Origin of the sequence: Deinococcus radiopugnans ATCC 19172, from assembly GCF_006335125.1 — a bacterium.
GTDB lineage: Bacteria > Deinococcota > Deinococci > Deinococcales > Deinococcaceae > Deinococcus > Deinococcus radiopugnans.
In genome coordinates this window covers 1-1,061 of the sequence record NZ_VDMO01000067.1, presented here as the reverse complement: position 1 = coordinate 1,061, position 1,061 = coordinate 1, and the positions used below count along the sequence as shown (strand labels likewise).

Annotated in this window: 1 protein-coding gene; it reads left to right on the top strand. The window is 75.2% G+C overall.

What is annotated here, in order from left to right; translation table 11 throughout:
* Positions 1-34: 34 nt before the first annotated feature.
* Positions 35-1,061: MFS transporter (locus FHR04_RS20675; RefSeq protein WP_211344228.1), on the top strand; the 1,027-nt coding region annotated here is incomplete at its 3' end.

Sequence of the window (1,061 nt, the reverse complement as noted above, 5' to 3'; positions counted from 1 at the left end):
GATCCGGGACGCCCTCGGCCTCTCCGAGGCCCAGATGGGCCTGCTGCTGCTCGTCGGGTCGTGCGGGTCGCTGGTGGCGCTGCCGCTGTCGGGGCTGGTCGTCACCCGGATCGGCGCCGTGAAGGCCGTCGCCGGGTTCGCGCTGCTCAACGCGGCGGGCCTGTCGATCGCGACCGTCGGCGCCGCGATGGGCGAGGTGGTGGTGACCGCCGCCGGTCTCGTCGTGTTCGGCGTCGGGACCGGCGTCTGGGACGCCGCGATGAACCTGGAGGGCGCGATGGTCGAGCAGAAGCTCGGCCGGACCGTCATGCCGCGGTACCACGCGGGCTTCTCGCTCGGCACGGTCGTCGCCGCCGGCATCGCCGCCGTGGTCGCGGCGGCGCACGTCCCGGTGCAGGTGCACGTCCCGGTCGCGGTCCTGCTGTCGTCGGTCGCGGTGCTCGTCGCCGTGCGGTCGTTCCTGCCCGCGGGGCAGCACGCGGCCGCCGCGGACGGCGAGCACGCCGCGCACGCCCCGCGGTCGGTGTTCGCCGCCTGGCTGGAGCCGCGCACGCTGCTCATCGGCCTGGTCGTCCTGGCCGCCGCTCTCACCGAGGGCGCCGGCAACGACTGGCTGAGCCTCGCGGTGGTCGACGGGTTCGAGCAGTCCGACGCCGTCGGTGCCGTCTCGTTCGGCGTCTTCGTCACCGCCATGACGGTCATGCGGTTCCTCGGCACGGCGCTGCTCGACCGGTTCGGCCGGGTCGCCGTCCTGCGGCTGTGCGCGGGCCTCGCGCTGGTCGGCCTGCTGATCTTCGGCCTCGTGCCGGACGACCTGCTGTGGCTCGCGCTGCTCGGCGCGGTGCTGTGGGGCATGGGCGCGGCGCTCGGCTTCCCGGTCGGGATGAGCGCGGCGAGCGACGACCCGCTGCACGCGGCCGCCCGGGTGTCCGTGGTCTCGACCATCGGCTACTCGGCGTTCCTCGCCGGCCCGCCGCTGCTCGGCCTGCTCGCGCACGAGGTCGGCTACCGGCACGCGCTGCTGGCGATCGCGGTCCCGATCGTCATCGGCCTGCTGGTGG